We start from the raw sequence: 14,304 nt of genomic DNA, 5'->3' as shown, positions 1-14,304 counted from the left end.
GACGTGAGCACCCTGAGAGTGGCCGCGCCGCTGTCACGGGCCGCATATACGGTTGCAGTCATGGAGCAGCCAGGGGAGTTGGTGGGCCGAGCACTGGTCGTCGTGGTCGACGACCGCACCGCACACGGCGACGAGGAGGACCACAGCGGTCCGCTGGTCACCGAACTGCTCACGGAGGCCGGATTCGTCGTCGACGGGGTCGTCGTCGTGTCGTCCGACGAGGTCGAGATTCGCAACGCTCTCAACACCGCGGTCATCGGCGGGGTGGACCTCGTGGTGTCGGTCGGCGGAACGGGTGTCACCCCCCGCGACGTGACGCCAGAAGCCACCCGCGACATTCTCGATCGTGAACTCCTCGGCATCTCGGAGGCCTTGCGCGCCTCGGGGTTGTCCGCGGGGATGGTCGATGCGGGTGTTTCCCGTGGCCTCGCCGGAATCTCGGGTAGCACGCTCGTCGTCAACCTTGCCGGCTCCCGCGCGGCGGTCCGCGACGGCATGGCGACCCTCAATCCGCTCGCGGTACAGATCATCGGCCAGCTGTCGAGCCTCGACATCTGACCATGAGCGGAAAGCGCGGAAATGTGATCTTAGTCACAATTGGACGTCATCGTGGGTGACCGGTCGAGGCCTGGTCGCGATCTAATCGACAACGTTTTCGGCGAGGTCATCCCAGGAATATCCGCCGCTGAGCGCGACGCCTCGACTCCCGACGACGACGCCGAGCGCGAGCGTTGGATGCGGGAAAATCGTCCGCCGCATCACAATTGACTCATCGAGCCACCAGTCGACGCCGCTCCCGTAGCGCGGCGGCCGCTTGCTGCGGTGAACCCGACCGACCGGTTCACGTTACGTCCAGGTTACGGCCCGAGCGCGGGAACGCGAGGTGTCCGCGCGGCGAACCGGCAGCCCCGGTAACGTCCCTCGCTCGTGTGGCGATCTCCCGTTGCCGGGTTTGTGCCCGACCGTTATGTTCCTCGTGTCACAAACGATGAACAGCACGTAACAGCGACAGTGAGATCTCTCATCGAGTCGCGGGGGTCTCGGACCTCTGGGACTAGAGGTGGGCCAGGCACCAACTGCAGAGCACGGTGAGCCGGGGGCTGACCGTCGACACAGCTAGGGAGAACATGAAGGTTTTCGGTCGGGTGCTGATGGCGCTGGTTTTGGCGATAGCCGGAGCCCTCGCGTCGTTGTTCGTGAGTTCGGGCACCTCTCACGCGGGGCTGGACAATGAGTTGAGTCTGGTCGACGGCAAGGACCGGACGCTGACGATTCAGCAGTGGGACACGTTCCTCAATGGGGTGTTTCCTCTTGACCGCAACCGGCTGACCCGTGAGTGGTTCCACAGTGGCCGCGCGAAGTACATCGTGGCCGGCCCGGGTGCCGACGAGTTCGAGGGAACCCTGGAGCTGGGCTACCAGATCGGCTTCCCCTGGTCGCTGGGCGTGGGCATCAACTTCAGCTACACCACCCCCAACGTTCTGCTCGACCAGGCGCCGCCGAACCTCGACCCAAGCGCGGGCTTCTTGACCACCCCGAACCTGTTCCCCGGGGCGTCGATCAGTGCTGATCTCGGTAATGGTCCGGGTATTCAGGAGGTCGCGACCTTCTCGGTGGACGTGGCCGGCGCCGAAGGTGGTGTGGCGGTGTCCAACGCGCACGGCACGGTCACCGGCGCTGCCGGTGGTGTGTTGTTGCGCCCGTTCGCGCGGCTGATCTCCTCGGCCGGTGACAGCGTCACCACCTACGGCGAACCGTGGAACATGAACTGACAAACGCTCTCCCGAGCAACAGAACAGCCCCCGGAACCCTCCGGGGGCTGTCTTGTTTCTGACCGCAGGTGGAACCGGACATTGCCATTAGGTAAACAGCAAAAGCACTTTGCTAGTGATCTTGATCACTGCGCGTTACAGCACAGAAACTGTGACCGCGCCGTGCGTAGCGGTCCGATGTGCCGCAGCACACGGCGCGACGATCGGCGCAGCCGAAACAGCGAGCTTGAAGTCCCGCGATACCCGCGGGATGGGTGCGGAATCCGGTCGTGGCAAGCCTTATTCGCGGCATGAACCAAATTGGGCCGCGCTTGGGCGGTGCCGATAACCCGCGCGCTCGCGTTGCCGGTTTCCGTCAGCGCCGTTATGTTCCTCGTGTCAACGGATGGGCAAAGCGTAAGAGCAGCATATGAGGTCTCTCATTTGCTCAAACGCCACTCATGCGTCGTGCGGCGCTAGCGCCAGCTACGGCTGACACCAGTTGCGGGTCCACAGGGGGTCCGCATCGACTAGCTAGGGAGAACATGAAGGTATTCAGTCGGGTGCTGATGGCGCTGGTTTTGGCGATAGCCGGAGCCCTCGCGTCGTTGTTCGTGAGTTCGGGCACCTCTCACGCAGGGTTGGACAATGAGTTGAGTCTGGTCGACGGCAAGGACCGGACGCTGACGATTCAGCAGTGGGACACGTTCCTCAATGGTGTGTTTCCTCTTGACCGCAACCGGCTGACTCGTGAGTGGTTCCACAGTGGCCGCGCGAAGTACATCGTGGCCGGCCCGGGTGCCGACGAGTTCGAGGGAACCCTGGAGCTGGGCTATCAGATCGGCTTCCCCTGGTCGCTGGGCGTGGGCATCAACTTCAGCTACACGACCCCGAACATCCTGCTCGATCAGGCGCCGCCGAACCTCGACCCGAGCGCGGGCTTCTTGACCACCCCTAACCTGTTCCCGGGTGTGTCGATCAGCGCCGATCTCGGTAACGGCCCGGGCATCCAGGAGGTCGCGACCTTTTCGGTGGACGTGGCCGGCGCCAACGGCGGTGTGGCGGTGTCCAATGCGCACGGCACGGTCACCGGCGCTGCCGGTGGTGTGTTGTTGCGCCCGTTCGCGCGCCTGATCTCGTCGGCCGGTGACAGCGTCACCACCTACGGCGAGCCGTGGAACATGAACTGACAGACGCTCTCCCGAGCAACGAACAGCCCCCGGAACTCTCCGGGGGCTGTTCCGTTGCGATCAGGTTTTGTCGGCGCTCGTGGTTTTCGCGGTGTCGGGGTCGGGACCGGTGCCGGGGGCTGCGCTGTGTGCGCCCGAGGATCCGTTGGTCTCGGCGAGGATGTTGCGGATCTCGGTGAGCAGTGTCAGCTCGGTGTCCTGGGCCTGCTCGACTTCACCCTTTTTGCGCAGCCGGTTGTAGGGCAGCACGACGAGGAAGTAGACGACCGCCGCAACCAGGATGAAGTTGATCACTGCGGACAGCAGAACATTCAGGTCTATCGTCTGGCCCCCGCCGATGCCGATGCGCAGAATGCCGTAGTCGGATTCACCGCCCGCGCCGATGCGGCTGATCAGCGGCTCGATGATGCTGTCGGTGAACCTGGTGACCAGTCCGGTGAACGCCGTACCGATGACCACCGCGACCGAGAGGTCGACGATGTTGCCTCTGGCGAGGAAATCTTTGAAGCCCTTCAACATGTGTCTAGATCCTCCCTGCCTGGTATGTGGTCGACAGCTACGCACGTTAGCCGCGTTGCCACCGGACAGGGCAGGAATACCCGGCGTGGAGTGGCCCGCCCTCAGTGCAGCGTGAGCGTCACCGTCTCCACCAGCGTCGCGGCGGCCAACTCGTTGGCGGCGTGGGCGGGCAGCGCCACCAGAACCACGCGATCAGTCCCCGCGCCGGTCCCCGTGGGCTTTTCAGACACCAACACGACGATCGCATCGCTGGCCACCACCCGCGGCCGGGTGTCGGAATCGCCACCGGCGGCCAGCACGTCGACCACATCGCCCGGGCGGATCAGATCGAGCACCGCGGTCTCGTCAAGCGACAGCGGCACGATGCGCGCAGTCGGGCCCGCCGCCGCTTCGGCGAGCCGGGGCGTCAGCAGGCGGACATCGGTGAGCGCCTCGCCGCGGCGGACGGGGCCGGCCAGTGTGGCGCCCACGACCGCGGCGGCATCAGTCTGAACACCATCGGGAACCGTTGCTGCGTCGAGCTTTTCGCGCCGAACGTCGTCGGCGGTCAGCTCGCTTCCCGGGCTCAGGTCGCGCGCGGCGACGACGGCGTCGACGTGCTGGTCATCGGGGTCGGGACGCACCGCGGCGACGGCGGCGAGCACCACAAGAGCGCCCGCGGCGATGCGGCGGGCAAGCACCGTGCGCGTCCAATCGGGCCGCACGATCTCGGTGATCCGATGCAGCGGCGACAGATTGAGTGAGTCCCCCATGCGGCCAAGTTAGGCAGCGCATCGGGAGGGTGGGCGAGGTACTCGCCGTCCTGTGGATAACTTCGAGCGTCAGCTCGATGCGGCGGCCGCTGCCGGAGAGCCCGACGAGCTCGAGGAAGTGCTAGAGGTGCTCGAACTTGCCGAGTCTGACGTTTTCTTCTCTGTCGACGAAGTCTTCTCCGACGAGGAACTCGACTCCGAGGAGCTGGACCCGTTGCTGGAGCCGTTTGACGAGCTCTTGGCGGATTCACGGCTGTCGGTGCGGTAGAAGCCGCTGCCCTTGAACACCACGCCCACGTTCCCGAACAGCTTGCGCAGCCGGCCGTTGCACTTTTTGCACGTGGTCAGCGAGGCGTCGCTGAACGCCTGGACTGCGTCGAACTTGTCGCCGCACTCGGTGCACGCATAGGAATACGTAGGCACGGGACCCCTCCCTGGTGGTCAGATCTGTTAGCACTCTACCGACTCAAGTGCTAGAACCGCTACGTGGCGTGCGTCATTCCCGGCCCGGCCGCCCGGTCGAGGGCCACAAACCCGCGCCGCGGTGTCAGCGCGTGGGTCATCGACACGTCGTGCGGTTCGGTGGGTAGCCGGTCGACGAGTTCGTCGTCGCGCACGACCGCCACGAGCCGCGCCGACCGCGATGCCAACCGCAGTGACCGGTCGTAGAAGCCGGCACCGCGGCCCAGCCGCGCACCGCCGCGATCGACCGCGAGCGCGGGGATCAACAACGTCGTGGCAAGCGAGATGGTCTCCGGTTCGAGCCGCGGCCCTCCGGGTTCCCGAAGGCCGAACCGCCCCTCCGTCAATTCGCCGGGCACGTACTCGCCCCACTGCAACGGCTGCGGGATACCCGAGACGTCGTACAAGGCGACCGGCAGCAGCACCCGCACGCCGTGCCGGTGAAGAGCGTCGATCATCTCGGGGGAGCCGGGCTCGGAGCCGACCGGAACGTAGGCGCAGACAGTCGTTTCGGTCGAGACGAGTGCCGACACATGCTCGGTCAACGCGTATGCCTCGGTGTCGTGCTCGTGCGCGGGCAGGGCCCGGCGAGCCACCAGAATCGAGGCCCGTAGCTCCGCCTTGGTCGCGCTCACGTCATCTTCCCCAATCGGTCTCAACACGCCCGACCTCGCAACGTTCAACCTGCCCATGGACGTTAGTGTGTGAACGATGACACGGCCTCTGGTCTCGATCCCCCACACGGCGGTGGTTCCTGCGGCTGGCCTGGGCACTCGGTTCCTGCCGGCCACCAAAACGGTCCCCAAGGAACTGCTCCCTGTCGTCGACACACCGGGCATCGAACTCGTCGCCGCGGAAGCGGCCGAGGCGGGCGCGGAACGGCTGATCATCATCACGTCCGAGGGCAAGGACGGGGTCGTCGCGCATTTCGTCGACGACCTCGTGCTCGAGGGCACTTTGGAGGCCCGCGGCAAGAAGTCGATGTTGGAGAAGGTGCGTCGCGCACCGGCCCTCATCAAGGTCGAGTCGGTGGTGCAGGCCGAGCCGCTGGGCCTCGGCCACGCGGTCAGCTGCGTGGAACCGAAGCTGAGCCCCGAAGAGGACGCGATCGCGGTGTTGCTGCCCGACGACCTCGTGTTGCCGACCGGCGTGCTGGAGACCATGTCGAAGGTGCGGGCCAAACGCGGTGGTTCGGTGCTGTGTGCGATCGAAGTGCCACGCGACGAGATCAGCGCTTACGGCGTCTTCGACGTCGAACCCGTCTCCGACACGAACAACCCGAACGTGTTGCGTGTGAAGGGGATGTACGAGAAGCCGAAGGCCGAGGACGCCCCGTCGCCGTACGCCGCGGCCGGTCGATACGTGCTGGACCGGGCCATCTTCGATGCGCTGCGGCGCGTTCCGCGCGGCGCGGGCGGTGAAATCCAGCTGACCGACGCCGTCGCGTTGCTCATCAACGAGGGACACCCGGTGCACGTCGTCGTGCACCGTGGCTCTCGACACGACCTCGGAAATCCCGGAGGCTACCTCAAGGCTGCGGTTGACTTTGCGTTGAAGCGCGATGACTACGGGCCGGAACTCCGGCGGTGGTTGGTGGAGCGATTGGGGCTGATCGACTGCTGATGAGCCCCGACGCATAGATAGGGGTGCAGTGCGTTCGGTCGAGGAACAGCAGGCACGAGTCGCGGCTGCGGCGGTGGCGCCGCGGCCGGTACGCGTGGCGATAGCCGAGGCGCAGGGGTTGATGTGCGCCGAGGAAGTGGTCACCGAGCGTCCGCTGCCCGGATTCGATCAGGCGGCGATCGACGGGTATGCGGTCCGCAGCGTCGACGTGCTCGGCGTCGGCGAAGCCGGCGACGCGGCAGACGGGGACGAGCCGACCGACGGCGAAGTGAGCCTGCCGGTGATGGGACTGATCGAGGCCGGCGCCCGGACACCGAGCAGACTGCAGCCGCGTCAGGCCGCGCGGGTCCAGACCGGCGCCCCGATGCCGACGCTGGCCGACGCGGTGCTCCCGCTGCGCTGGACCGACGGCGGCGATGCCCGGGTGAGGGTGCTGCGTGGCGTGCGCTCGGGCGCCTACGTCCGGCGAACGGGCGACGATGTCCAACCGGGCGACGTCGCGGTGCGGTCGGGCACGATCATCGGCGCGGCGCAGGTCGGCCTGCTGGCCGCGGTCGGCCGGGAGCGGGTCCTGGTGCATCCGCGGCCGCGGTTGTCCGTCATGTGCGTGGGCGGTGAACTCGTCGACATCTCCCGCACACCGGGCAACGGTCAGGTGTACGACGTGAACTCCTACGCGCTGGCCGCCGCGGGGCGTGACGCGGGCGCCGAGGTGAACAGGGTCGGCATCGTCGACACCGACCCCAAGCGACTGCGCGAAGTCGTCGAGGGTCAGCTCAATCGCGCCGAGGTGGTCGTCATCGCCGGGGCGGTCGGCGGAGCGGCCGCCGAGGGGGTCCGTTCTGTGCTCGCCGAACTCGGGGAGATGGAGGTGACCCGCATCGCCATGCACCCCGGCTCGGTGCAGGGGTTCGGCCAACTGGGCCGCGACGGCGTTCCGGTATTCCTGTTACCCGCCAACCCGGTCAGCGCGCTGGTGGTGTTCGAGGTCATGGTGCGTCCACTGATCCGGTTGTCGCTGGGCAAGCGGCATGCGCACCGCCGCATCGTGCAGGCTCGTGCGTTGTCGCCGATCGAATCGGTCGCGGGCCGGACGGGATATCTGCGCGGTCAACTAATGCGGGATCAGGACACCGGCGAGTACCTCGTCCAGGCGCTCGGCGGTGCGCCTGGCGCGTCGCACTTGCTGGCCACGCTGGCCGAGGCGAACTGTCTGGTCATCGTGCCCACCGAAGCCGAATCGGTTCGTACCGGCGAGATCGTCGACGTCGCTTTCCTGGCACAACGCGGCTGATCCGCGCGGGTATCGACGTGAACCTGTGGCGGTCGAGTTCGATACATCCGGGTTGGCCCATGTCTGCGGGTCCGCTGCGGGTGGCCGCCGGCGTTGTGCGGTTGCGCCCGGTCCGGCTGCGCGACGGAGCGCAGTGGAGCCGCATCAGGTTGGCCGACCGCGCGCACTTGGAACCGTGGGAACCGGCCGCGGGTGTGGACTGGGAGACGCGACACGCGATCACGTCGTGGCCCTCGGTGTGTTCGGGGCTGCGGTCCGAAGCGCGCAAGGGCCGGATGGTGCCCCTCGTGATCGAATTGGACGACCAGTTCTGCGGGCAGCTCACGATCGGCAACGTCACGTACGGGGCACTGCGATCGGCCTGGATCGGGTATTGGGTGGCCAAGGCGGTGAACGGCGGCGGGGTCGCGACAGCGGCCTTGGCGTTGGGTGTGGACCATTGTTTCGGTCCGGTCGGACTGCACCGGGTCGAGGCGACGGTGCGCCCGGAAAACGCAGCTAGCCGAGCGGTTTTGACGAAGGTCGGCTTTCGGGAGGAAGGGCTGCTGCGCCGGTACCTAGATGTCGACGGCGCCTGGCGCGACCACCTGCTGGTGGCCATCACGATCGAAGAGATCACCGGCTCCGCGGCCGCGACGCTGGTGCGACAGGGGCGCGCCGAGTGGGCATAGTCGTGTGATTTCGCGAGACGTACACCGGGGTCGCGAACCACGGCGAAACACCGCCCTGGTGTACGTCTCGCGAAAGCCGAACGCCCTCCGCTGTTACCAATGTGACATTTGTGACTGTTGGTGCTTGTCTTGTGTGAATTACAGGTGTGTAATTGCTTCGGCGCGCCGCCCACGGATGCGCAGGTCACAGACCTAGCCTTTAGGGGAAAGGAGCAGGCGACATGCCAAGCATCCCCCAATCTCTTCTGTGGATATCTCTCGTCGTTCTCTGGCTCTTCGTGCTCGTGCCGATGCTGATCAGCAAGCGCGACACCGTGCGCCGGACCAGTGATGTCGCGCTGTCCACACGCGTCCTCAACGGCGGCCGCAATTCGCGGCTTCTGAAACGACGCGGTCCGGCGGCCGGCCATGCCAGCGATCCGGACTGGCGCCCCTCCGAAGAAGACCTCGACGAGGAGATCGAACCCGAACCCGAACCCGTCAGCAGTCGCGCGGTGGTGCGCGCCGCCGCGGTCGCCGTGGAGGAGAAGGCCGCACCCGACTACCTCGACGTCGATGTTATCGGCGAAGACTCCGGCGCCCTGCCCATCGGAGTGTCCGACCGTCCGGAAGCCGAAAAAGAAGAGCTGACACTGCAATTCGACGAGCCGGCGGATGAGGCGGTCGACGAGGCGGCCGTCGAAGAGCAGGAACCCGAGCCCGAGGACGTCGACGCCGACGACGAGTACGAGACCGTTGACGACTCATCCGGCTTGGAGGCGCCGTCCGAAGCCGACCTGCGGATGGCCGACTCGCTGTCCGAGGCGCGTCGGCGCAGGCATGAGTCCAAGACGGCGGCCGCGGTGAGCGAGCGCAAGTACCGGTTCCGCAAGCGGATGTTGACAGCGCTTGGCGTGCTGTTGGTGGCGACGGCGGCCGCGGCGTTCACGCTGAGCGCGACGTTGTGGTGGCTGTGCGGCGCTGTCAGCGGGTTCACCGTCCTGTACCTGGGCTACCTGCGGAGGCAGACCCGGATCGAGGAGCGGCTGCGTCGCAGGCGTGCGCAGCGCATCGCTCGCTCGCGGCTGGGCGTCGAGAACACCGATGACCGCGAGTTCGACGTGGTGCCTGCGCGCTTGCGGCGGCCGGGTTCGGTGGTGCTGGAGATCGACGACGAGGATCCGATCTTCGAACATCTGGACTACGCGCCGTTTGCGCGGCACTTCGACCTGCCGCGGGCTGCGGGGCAGTAAGCCGACCGCAGAACATCGGGGCCGTCGATTTTCGGCGGCTGTCCGGTGACTGGTAGCCTGCTACCGGTATCAGGGGCTATGGCGCAGTTGGTAGCGCGACTCGTTCGCATCGAGTAGGTCAGGGGTTCGATTCCCCTTAGCTCCACAGAATTTGATCAGGTCAGAGTCGAGGCTTCCGCCGGCCGATGATCGCACCGGAAGTCACCGGAATCTCGCGGCCGGCGTGACGACCCACCTTCGTTTTATGGCTCGGTTTACCGACTTGCGAAGTGGGGCACAGTTCGCGGCAGTGGGTGGCGATCGGTGAGGGTTGCACCGGTGCCACCCGCGAGGCGGTCAGCGGGGTCAACCTCTTTGTTGAGCAGACAGCTCTGCCTCGCTGCCCGTCGCCCGCGAGTCACTTGCTCGCAGTCGTGGCCAGTCCGCCGTCGACGGGGATGATCGCCCCGGTCAGGAACGCTCCGGCGCGACTGGCGAGGTAGACCGCGATCCCGGCCATGTCGTCGTCGCGTCCGATGCGACGCAGCGGCGCCGACGCCGCGATCTCATCGCCGAACGCATCCAAGGTCGCGGCCATCATCTTCGACGGGAACGCGCCTGGCGCAACGGCATTGACCGTGATGTGCTGCGGCCCCAGTTCGCGGGCGAGTACACGGGTGAGCTGATGGACGGCCGCCTTACTGGCGCTGTAGGAGTACGTCGGCAGTTCGGGCACCCGGATGCCGTCGACACTGCCGAGGTTGATGATCCGGGCCGGATCGTCCGCGGTGCCTGCGGCACGAAGCGCGGGCAGGAACGCCTGAACGAGCCAGAACGGCGACTTGACGTTGACGTTGAGGATCTTGTCCCACGCGGAGTCGGGGAAGCTTTCCAGTGGCTCGCCCCAGGTCGCACCCGCGTTGTTGACGAGGATGTGCACCGGCTCGCCGCCACCGGTCACCTCGTCGGCGAGCCGCAGGCACTCGTCGTGTCGTGAGAGGTCCGCAGGGATCGCGCGCACCTGGCCGAACCGGGACAATTCTTCCTGCGCGCGTTCGCAGGCGTCGGCTTTTCGCGAGCTGATCACCACGCTGGCACCGGCCTGCAGCAGACCGCGGCTCATCATCACGCCGATGCCGCTCGTGCCACCGGTGACGACGGCGCGCTTGCCGGTGAGGTCGAAAAGTTCTGTATGCGTGCTGAACTGACCGTCACTCATCGACAAGCGCCTCCATCATCGCCATGGCGGCGCGCGAGGCCGCCCCGCTAGAGACTAGAAGATGAGCCCGGATGTCTTGCTGGTGGCCGCGGCGAACCGGTTCTGGACGTCCTCCCAGTTCACTACATTCCAGAATGCCTTGACGTAGTCGGCTTTCACGTTCTTGTACTGCAAGTAGTACGCGTGCTCCCACATGTCGACCTGCAGCAGGGGGATGATGCCCAGCGGGACGTTGGCCTGCTGGTCGTACAGCTGGAAGGTGAGCAACCGCTGACCCAGGGTGTCGTAGCCGAGCACACCCCATCCGGAGCCCTGCAAGCCGTTGGCCGCGGCGGCGAACTGCGCCTGGAACTTGTCGAACGACCCGAACTGGTCGTCGATCGCGGCAGCCAGCTCGCCGGTCGGCTTGTCACCACCGTTCGGTGAGAGGTTCTTCCACCAGATGGTGTGGTTGACGTGTCCGCCGAGATGGAACGCGAGGTTCTTCTCGTTGAGGAAGATCGCCGCATGGTCGCCGTTGGCGCGGGCCTCTTCGAGTTTGGCGATTGCGTCGTTGACGCCCTTCACGTAGGTGGCGTGATGCTTGCTGTGATGAATTTCGTTGATCTGACCCGAGATGTGCGGTTCCAGTGCGCCGTAGTCGTAGTCAAGATCAGGCAGGGTGTACTCAGCCATGAGCTTCCTTTCTGGAGGGGGTCGACGCTGTGTACCCGCGCTGGCCGAGATTCCACAGATGGCCTCGGCGTCGCGCAGAAGGGCTCCGCGCAGCCTATGCGGGAGGCCCAATATCTGTCTAGGTGTTCAGATGTTGTGCTAACTTGGCGGTTGCGGGCGGCCGCCGAGTACATCGATGCAGCACATCATGTAACGACTTGTCTTCCGACGGGTGGCGGAGCGCCGCGGCCGACCCGCGCCAACCCCGACGATTTGCTGGTCGATCGATTCGGTGATTGCCGTGCGACCGACGCCGCTGACGGGTGACTCGCGCGGTTCCTTGCTCGTGGCGAGGAGCAGCCCGTAGCCTCGTGAGGTGGCCGGCCTGACCGGCGTTCGCGCCGACGAACTCACTGCGCTGGAAATCTTTCGTGGCTATCGGTCCGAGGATCTCGTGCCGCTCGCGGCCCAGCTGACGCCTCTGAATGCCGCCTCCGGCCAGGTGCTCATGCACCAGGGCGAACTCGCGTTGTCCTTCTTGTTGATCGGCTCCGGCGCTGCCGAGGTCACGCACGTCGGCGACGACGGGCACGACACCGTCGCGCGGCTGACGCCGGGCATGATCGTCGGCGAGATCGCATTGCTGCGGGACACCACCCGCACCGCGACGGTGATTGCCACCGAACCGGTGCGCGGTTGGGTCGGGGCGCGCGACGCGTTCGCGATCCTGCTCGAGATCCCCGGCATGCTCGACCGGCTGCTGAGCACCGCCCGACAGCGCCTCGCCGCATACGTCAGCCCCGTTTCGGTCCGCATGCGTGACGGAACGGAGTTGTTCTTGCGGCCGGTGCTGCCGGGCGACAACGAACGGACATCCAAGGGTCCCGTCGAATTCTCCAGCGAGACGCTCTACCGGCGTTTCCAATCGATGCTCGTTCCGAGCAGGTCGTTGATGCGCTACCTGTTCGAGGTCGACTACGAACACCACTTCGTGTGGGTGATGACCGACGGTCCCGACGGACCGGTGGTCGCAGATGCGCGGCTCGTTCGCGACGAAGCGGATCCGGCCGTCGCCGAGGTCGCGTTCACCGTCGCCGATGCATACCAGAACAAAGGCGTCGGATCGTTTCTCATGGGGGCGCTCGCGATCGCGGCGAAAGGCCTTGGTGTACAACGTTTCACCGCGCGTGTGCTCGCCGAGAACTACCCCATGCGCACCATCCTCACCCGCCACGGCGCACACTGGCAGCGAGATGACCTCGGGGTGGTCACCACGACCATCGACGTGCCGCGCCCGGCCAATCCGCCGTTCTCGACGGAACTGACCAGGCAGATCCGCGATATGGCCACTCAGGTCGTGCGGGCGGTCGGCTGATGCGCGTTCCGCTGTCCAAGGACACCAGGCTGTGCATCTCGTTGGCGGGTCGGCCGAGCAACATCGGCACCCGGTTCCACAGCTACCTCTACGACCTGCTCGGCCTGGACTTCATCTACAAGGCATTCACCACAACGGATATCGCCGCTGCGATCGGGGGAGTGCGGGCGTTGGGCATCCGCGGTTGTTCGGTGTCGATGCCGTTCAAGCAGGATGTGCTGGGGCTCGTCGACGACATCGAGCAGTCGGCTCGCTCCATTGGCGCCGTCAACACAATCGTCAACGACGACGGTCGGCTCACCGCGTCGAACACCGATTACCTTGCGGTGCAGGGGCTTATCGCCGAACACGGTTTGCAACCGTCACAGTCCGTGCTCGTGTACGGCAGCGGGGGGATGGCCAGTGCGGTCGGGACCGCGCTCCGCGACGCCGGATTCGACCACGGCACCATCGTGGCCAGGAATCCTGAGACCGGTCGTTCCTTGGCCGACCGGCTCGGCTACGACTACCTCGCCGAGGTCGGCGCGCGCACCGCGGACGTACTGGTCAACGTCACTCCGGTAGGGATGGCCGGTGGGCGTGAGGCCAACGAAACGGCGTTCGGCGAAGAGGCCATCGCCAACGCGCACACCGTCTTCGATGTGGTCGCGATGCCGTCGGAGACACCGCTCATCAAGGCCGCGCGCGCGGCGGGCATCGGCGTGATCACCGGTGCTGAGGTGATCGCGCTGCAGGCCGCCGAGCAGTTCGAACGCTATACCGGGGTTCGGCCGACCGCCGAACAGGTCATGGCCGCGTCCGCGGTCTCGCGCGCCTGAGTCACGGGGTGATCTTGGTCTGTTCGTCGATGACCCCCGTGGCGTCCATGAGGGCTGTCATCTGATCCTCGCGGCCGTCGGCGTTGAGTTGCAAAACAAACAACCCGTCTTGTCCAGGGATCACGACGGTTTTCTGCGCGATCGCCCGTAGGACACCGTCTTTGGTGTACGTTCCGCCGATCTGCACCGCTTCGAAATCAGAGAGCGTGGAGGGCGAACCTTCCTGTGCGCCATCGTATCCGGGTAGGTTCATGATCTCGCCGGGCGCGAACTCGAGGATCTTCGCCGGGTCGACGTTGCCGGTCAGTTTCGACACCAGCGCGATGATGGTCGGGGGGTCTTGTGCCATGGCCGAGTCATCGGAAACTATTGCGGCATAAGCCCATTGGGGCTTACGTGGTCCGGCGTCGCTCCAGCCGGGCGGAATCGGCAGATCGATGGTCGGCGAAGCGGGGTCGCCGCGCTGAACCGGGGTCTCCGTGATGTCGTTCTCGCGGATGTAGTCGACGATTGTGTAGTTCGCGCCCTGGGCTTGCGGCGACGTGGGGGGTGCGGGCGAGGCACTGGTTTCCGATGTGGTCGCTTCCTCTGAGGTCGTCGTATCGGACGTCGCCTCGCCCTCGGTGTCCGAGCTGCAGCCGGCGAGGCCAAGGCCGAGTGCCACGGCCGCGACCGCGATGATGCCGGCCCTCATAGACGTACCCATTTGCTCCTCCATCGGTCTGGTCTGCGCCGTAGCCTACGGCCGCCATTCGGCGTTTGCAG

Annotated in this window: 16 protein-coding genes and 1 tRNA gene; 10 read left to right on the top strand and 7 right to left on the bottom strand. The window is 66.1% G+C overall.

Going from position 1 to position 14,304, the window contains the following annotated elements:
- Positions 1–12 precede the first annotated feature (12 nt).
- The 3 genes from CEX88_RS08090 to CEX88_RS08080 all read left to right on the top strand — a co-directional run bounded on the left by CEX88_RS08090 (position 13) and on the right by CEX88_RS08080 (position 2,941).
- Positions 13–558, top strand: a complete 546-nt coding sequence (locus tag CEX88_RS08090; protein WP_094293126.1) for a MogA/MoaB family molybdenum cofactor biosynthesis protein — start codon at positions 13–15, stop codon at positions 556–558.
- Positions 559–1,127: 569 nt separating this feature from the next.
- The gene (locus CEX88_RS08085; RefSeq protein WP_066841601.1) at positions 1,128–1,772 is read left to right on the top strand and encodes a porin MspA; all 645 of its coding nucleotides are present in this window, start codon (positions 1,128–1,130) and stop codon (positions 1,770–1,772) included.
- Between the two features lie 524 nt (positions 1,773–2,296).
- Positions 2,297–2,941 carry a porin MspA gene (locus CEX88_RS08080; RefSeq protein ID WP_094293068.1) on the top strand — a complete coding sequence of 215 codons (645 nt, stop codon included), beginning with the start codon at positions 2,297–2,299 and terminating at the stop codon, positions 2,939–2,941.
- A gap of 60 nt (positions 2,942–3,001) precedes the next feature.
- Here the strand turns inward: CEX88_RS08080 and mscL are convergent, their stop codons facing one another.
- The 4 genes from mscL to CEX88_RS08060 all read right to left on the bottom strand — a co-directional run bounded on the left by mscL (position 3,002) and on the right by CEX88_RS08060 (position 5,309).
- On the bottom strand, positions 3,002–3,460 hold the full coding sequence (mscL, locus tag CEX88_RS08075) for a large-conductance mechanosensitive channel protein MscL (RefSeq protein WP_066841603.1): 459 nt from the start codon (positions 3,458–3,460) through the stop codon (positions 3,002–3,004).
- Between the two features lie 101 nt (positions 3,461–3,561).
- A complete protein-coding gene (locus CEX88_RS08070; RefSeq protein WP_066841604.1) occupies positions 3,562–4,212 on the bottom strand; it encodes an SAF domain-containing protein in 651 nt (216 codons plus the stop codon).
- Between the two features lie 69 nt (positions 4,213–4,281).
- Positions 4,282–4,635, bottom strand: a complete 354-nt coding sequence (locus CEX88_RS08065) for an FmdB family zinc ribbon protein (protein WP_082961573.1) — start codon at positions 4,633–4,635, stop codon at positions 4,282–4,284.
- Positions 4,636–4,694: 59 nt separating this feature from the next.
- On the bottom strand, positions 4,695–5,309 hold the full coding sequence (locus CEX88_RS08060; RefSeq protein WP_066841606.1) for a 5-formyltetrahydrofolate cyclo-ligase: 615 nt from the start codon (positions 5,307–5,309) through the stop codon (positions 4,695–4,697).
- A gap of 76 nt (positions 5,310–5,385) precedes the next feature.
- Here CEX88_RS08060 and CEX88_RS08055 point away from each other — a divergent pair, with 76 nt between their 5' ends.
- From CEX88_RS08055 to CEX88_RS08035, 5 genes are all read left to right on the top strand, one after another.
- The gene (locus CEX88_RS08055) at positions 5,386–6,297 is read left to right on the top strand and encodes a UTP--glucose-1-phosphate uridylyltransferase (RefSeq protein ID WP_066841607.1); all 912 of its coding nucleotides are present in this window, start codon (positions 5,386–5,388) and stop codon (positions 6,295–6,297) included.
- A gap of 28 nt (positions 6,298–6,325) precedes the next feature.
- Positions 6,326–7,591 (top strand): molybdotransferase-like divisome protein Glp, encoded by a 1,266-nt coding sequence (gene glp, locus CEX88_RS08050; protein WP_094293067.1) that lies wholly within the window; start codon positions 6,326–6,328, stop codon positions 7,589–7,591.
- Positions 7,592–7,608: 17 nt separating this feature from the next.
- Positions 7,609–8,262: a GNAT family N-acetyltransferase gene (locus tag CEX88_RS08045; protein WP_094293066.1), complete on the top strand. Its 654-nt coding sequence runs from the start codon at positions 7,609–7,611 to the stop codon at positions 8,260–8,262.
- 221 nt (positions 8,263–8,483) lie between these two features.
- Positions 8,484–9,494: a divisome protein SepX/GlpR gene (sepX, locus tag CEX88_RS08040; RefSeq protein ID WP_094293065.1), complete on the top strand. Its 1,011-nt coding sequence runs from the start codon at positions 8,484–8,486 to the stop codon at positions 9,492–9,494.
- Positions 9,495–9,566: 72 nt separating this feature from the next.
- A tRNA-Ala gene (locus CEX88_RS08035) sits at positions 9,567–9,639 on the top strand.
- Between the two features lie 252 nt (positions 9,640–9,891).
- Here CEX88_RS08035 and CEX88_RS08030 read toward each other — a convergent pair.
- A complete protein-coding gene (locus CEX88_RS08030; protein ID WP_066846024.1) occupies positions 9,892–10,692 on the bottom strand; it encodes an SDR family oxidoreductase in 801 nt (266 codons plus the stop codon).
- A 54-nt stretch (positions 10,693–10,746) separates the two neighbouring features.
- Complete coding sequence (locus CEX88_RS08025; RefSeq protein WP_094293064.1) at positions 10,747–11,367, bottom strand: superoxide dismutase; 621 nt, start codon at positions 11,365–11,367, stop codon at positions 10,747–10,749.
- A 355-nt stretch (positions 11,368–11,722) separates the two neighbouring features.
- Here CEX88_RS08025 and CEX88_RS08020 point away from each other — a divergent pair, with 355 nt between their 5' ends.
- Entirely contained in the window at positions 11,723–12,721 is a 999-nt protein-coding gene (locus CEX88_RS08020; protein ID WP_094293063.1) for a GNAT family N-acetyltransferase, read from the top strand.
- Positions 12,721–13,539: a shikimate 5-dehydrogenase gene (locus CEX88_RS08015; RefSeq protein ID WP_202931401.1), complete on the top strand. Its 819-nt coding sequence runs from the start codon at positions 12,721–12,723 to the stop codon at positions 13,537–13,539. Before CEX88_RS08020 ends, CEX88_RS08015 begins: the two co-directional genes overlap by 1 nt.
- A gap of 1 nt (position 13,540) precedes the next feature.
- Here the strand turns inward: CEX88_RS08015 and lpqN are convergent, their stop codons facing one another.
- Positions 13,541–14,245, bottom strand: coding sequence for an envelope biogenesis lipoprotein LpqN (lpqN, locus tag CEX88_RS08010; protein WP_094293061.1), 705 nt, complete (start codon positions 14,243–14,245; stop codon positions 13,541–13,543).
- Between the last annotated feature and the right edge of the window lie 59 nt (positions 14,246–14,304).

This window comes from Mycobacterium neumannii, assembly GCF_002245615.1.
Taxonomy (GTDB): Bacteria; Actinomycetota; Actinomycetes; order Mycobacteriales; family Mycobacteriaceae; genus Mycobacterium; species Mycobacterium neumannii_A.
This window is presented reverse-complemented; position numbering and strand designations above follow the sequence as displayed.

Bases quoted from the DNA above. Each gene is read 5' to 3' on its own strand.
- CEX88_RS08085 (WP_066841601.1), top strand. From the start codon at position 1,128: ATGAAGGTTTTCGGTCGGGTGCTGATGGCGCTGGTTTTGGCGATAGCC.
- CEX88_RS08080 (WP_094293068.1), top strand. From the start codon at position 2,297: ATGAAGGTATTCAGTCGGGTGCTGATGGCGCTGGTTTTGGCGATAGCC.
- mscL (WP_066841603.1), bottom strand. From the start codon at position 3,460: ATGTTGAAGGGCTTCAAAGATTTCCTCGCCAGAGGCAACATCGTCGAC.
- CEX88_RS08070 (WP_066841604.1), bottom strand. From the start codon at position 4,212: ATGGGGGACTCACTCAATCTGTCGCCGCTGCATCGGATCACCGAGATC.
- CEX88_RS08055 (WP_066841607.1), top strand. From the start codon at position 5,386: ATGACACGGCCTCTGGTCTCGATCCCCCACACGGCGGTGGTTCCTGCG.
- sepX (WP_094293065.1), top strand. From the start codon at position 8,484: ATGCCAAGCATCCCCCAATCTCTTCTGTGGATATCTCTCGTCGTTCTC.
- CEX88_RS08030 (WP_066846024.1), bottom strand. From the start codon at position 10,692: ATGAGTGACGGTCAGTTCAGCACGCATACAGAACTTTTCGACCTCACC.
- CEX88_RS08025 (WP_094293064.1), bottom strand. From the start codon at position 11,367: ATGGCTGAGTACACCCTGCCTGATCTTGACTACGACTACGGCGCACTG.
- CEX88_RS08015 (WP_202931401.1), top strand. From the start codon at position 12,721: ATGCGCGTTCCGCTGTCCAAGGACACCAGGCTGTGCATCTCGTTGGCG.
- lpqN (WP_094293061.1), bottom strand. From the start codon at position 14,245: ATGGGTACGTCTATGAGGGCCGGCATCATCGCGGTCGCGGCCGTGGCA.